Below are 3305 nucleotides of genomic sequence, written 5' to 3' on the forward strand. Positions count from 1 at the left end.
GCTCTTATGTGGTTCAACTTTTTGGGCGGCAATTGACCATTGAAGCCGCCGTCTGAGCGCCTCGGGGATTTCAATAACCACTAGCAAATCCTCGAGACCCCTTCCATTACTATTTTTCTCCTGCCATTCAGATATTTCTCTTTCGAGTTTTTCTGGTCCATCTGCTAGGATTCTTATGATTAAAGAATCAAATCGGTGGGGGGGAGATCTTGATGCGCTTTCAAATATGGAATATCTAAAAACGATAGGAACTTTCCGTTCTTCCCCAAGAGTAATCTCTTGACGCGTTTCTTCACTCCTCAAAAGGTCATTTACTTCATGTAATAGAGTTTGAAGACGCGCACCAAGCTGATAGCTAGGTATATTTCCGATTTCCTCATTGATTTCCTCGGCTATTGTAAAGGCTTCCTCGGAAAGTAGTCTATAAACTTGATATCCCTCTTCCTCATCCGTATAGATATATTCCTGCAAACCCTTCAATGCTTCTTTCGTTTCCATGTGTAGGGATTTCAAATCCTCATCAACATTAGAAAGAAGTAGTTTTGCTATGTTCAGCGAACTTGATGGAAGTAAATCCAGTTGATTAACCAGGTAAAGAACCTTGGCGGCTCTCACTTCCAAAGAACCATATCCGAAGGTCTCGTCCCAAGTTTGAATCTTCTCTTGTACCCAAGTAGGTACCAATGTGGTCTCCTCGGTAAGCAAATCATAGAGCGTATCCCAAGGAACAAGATTCCCTACTTCTTTCCTGTTCCATCCGAAAGTAGTAAATAGTGACCTCACAAGAACCAAAAGAGCCCTTCCTTGGATATACTCGTGATGCGTTGGACGACCACGAGTTATTAACTTCTCCATTACTCTTCTCAATAGCCATAAATCATATTCTCTGAAAGGATATGCCTGAACGTGATCCCCTTCATCTCTTGAGGATTCAGTATTTTCAAAGAAATCCAATGACCATTTTTCTGATTCTTCCAGAATTCTGCTGATATAGCTCCTCTGCTCGGGTTTTTTCAGTAGCCATCGCTTGCGAGCTATTTTTTCAGTATCAGTAGCTTCTAACTTAACCTCATTAAACCAAATTCGCTTTTCAGTTTCTCCAACGAGACTTTGCTGCAAATCATTAAGGGACCATTGTCCTGTGCCAATTATTGGAGTTGGTCCCTTGAATATAGTCTCGATAGTATCACAGAATTCCCTATATCGGCGAAGGCTGTTATAGATAAATAGTGCAACTTCATCAAGGCCTATCAAGAACTCATAAGTCTCATCTGAGTTCTTTTCCAATTTATCTACTGTTTCTCTGATCTTGCTTCGGAGGTCCTCCGGAGTGAAATTGTCCGGGTTTACGAACTCCTCAGTTTCTAGTATTGTCTCTCGAATACCCTCCTCAGAAGCATATTGAGTTCCAGAAGTCTTAGGCATTTCAGGAAGTGCCTTGTATAGCCAGCCTCGTAGAGGTGCCCGTTTTGACATAACCTCCTCGAAAGTTGTTCCATCATAATGAAATTTTTTTAGTCTATTCCAAAGATCGTAACGTACATCAAGTCGCCAAATCCATTCAAGCAACCACATAGGGTCTGTAGGATAGCCAAGAGCTTCTCCTAACGCCTCAAAAATGAGCAAAGCAATTGGGGGTTCTTGAGTTATATCACGACCAAGTAGATTCAGAAAAACAGGAATGAGATGGTCAATATGCGATTTTTCTAGCTTTCGCCTGAATCTATTGAATCCAGAATAGAGATTGGACAATTCAGCCGCTAAATGCTCTGTATCTTCATTTTCCCCCGTGGCAAATCCGATGAGTTTCAGAAGCAATGTCTTTCCTGATCCAAACGTAGCGTAGACATACATGAATCGGGGAGCCTCTCCTGGCTGTGTTTCCACAATTTCTCCTAGTTTTGAGAGCACACTCACTGTGCTATCGGTTTGGCAGAACTCTTTCACGTCCCTCTCTGCGTATTGCACTGAATTGACTTTCTCAACTTCCTCAAGCTCACGTGTGGGCGACCTTTCAAATAATTCTTTCATCAATTTTGCCTCGGAGTTCATTGAATGTGCACCCCTCTAATTTGCATGTCAATCCGATGAGCTGGGTAATAATGTCTTGTCCCTTTCCCGAAGAAACTCAATTTGCCAGCTATGATTTCTCCTGGAAACAAAATACCTATCGTACATTTGACGTTCTGTCTGTCAAGTTCATCTAGAATATCGGAGGCATGCGCAAATGGATATAAGCTACCAAGTTTGAGAAGAAGAAGTATTTGTTTTCGACTATTCTCCTCAATCGTATTCGTTATGAACTTGGCCAAATCACTAGCCAAATTGTCGTGCATAGTTTTCCTAATGCTATCGGCATTCTCTACAATGCCCTTGAACTTCATGATTACATTGAAAACATCGGTTCTAGGAAGAATCTCATCAAGCCAGATTGATTGAACTCCAATACTCTCTGTCGTTTCTGACACGTTTTTCGCCCAATTGGACAAATACTCAGCAGCCCTTTGCTCATAGGGGGGAGCCACTGGTATGATTACATGTGGATTCCGAATTCCCCTTCGCTTCCCTTTTGCGAAGTCAGTTAGAAGTCCTGTAAATTCGTCAATTGGTGAATCCCTAATCATTTGATAACAATACCCCCCTCAAATTCCTCTAAAGAGAGAGTTCTGGATCTTGCAATATCCGCTATTTTTCCGCGTAGCAATTCAGCATCGTCCGACCAGACACCGATTGCGGAAATACTATTCAATGCTCCACTAATGGGAACATTATTCAATTTCTGTATCTTCAGTTTCATTTCAGGAACCGAAATCTCGTCCAAGTAATCCAACGATTCACCGGATTCTATCCGTTGATGAGCTTTCTCTACTTGATACTTCCTTGTTCTTCCTACATCTCCGAATATGACTTTGAAAGCTTCCATCATATCGGTGTAGGAATATCTGAAGCGACGGAGGGAGGTTAAAAACATGCGCTCAAATCCTGGATAGATAGATGCATTCACTTCTGATGGCGGTAGTATCCATGCATAATCAGTCAAATCTGAATTCAGACGATCCATGCCTGCTGCCTTTGTGAAATCATCCCAAACTTTCTCCAACAGCTCAGCAAGCTTCGCCCTAGAATTGAGTCGACCAAAGAAGACCTGCCATTCTTCTTCAATCCACCAATTAACTTCTGCTACCCCCTCGATCTCTCTTCTGAGTTTCTCCGCAGCAGAAACGCATTCGTTGTTGATCCATGATAATCTCTTCTCTACAAGCATTAACAGAGAATCAAGTTGTAGAATGATTGACGAACGCGTA

The 3305-nt window shown here is 42.0% G+C and carries 3 protein-coding genes; all 3 read right to left on the reverse strand.

All coding sequences use genetic code 11. The features are described from left to right. Positions 1 to 2052, reverse strand: a 2052-nt coding sequence (locus GF309_00160; protein ID MBD3157173.1) for a hypothetical protein, incomplete at its 3' end; no start/stop codon positions are given. After that, entirely contained in the window at positions 2049 to 2624 is a 576-nt protein-coding gene (locus tag GF309_00165) for a DUF1788 domain-containing protein (protein ID MBD3157174.1), read from the reverse strand. The genes GF309_00160 and GF309_00165, both read right to left, overlap by 4 nt. Further along, positions 2621 to 3265: a hypothetical protein gene (locus GF309_00170; protein ID MBD3157175.1), complete on the reverse strand. Its 645-nt coding sequence runs from the start codon at positions 3263 to 3265 to the stop codon at positions 2621 to 2623. The genes GF309_00165 and GF309_00170 overlap by 4 nt, the downstream gene beginning before the upstream one ends. Positions 3266 to 3305 lie beyond the last annotated feature (40 nt).

The sequence above is a fragment of the Candidatus Lokiarchaeota archaeon genome (genome assembly GCA_014730275.1).
Classification (GTDB): Archaea; Asgardarchaeota; Thorarchaeia; order Thorarchaeales; family Thorarchaeaceae; genus WJIL01.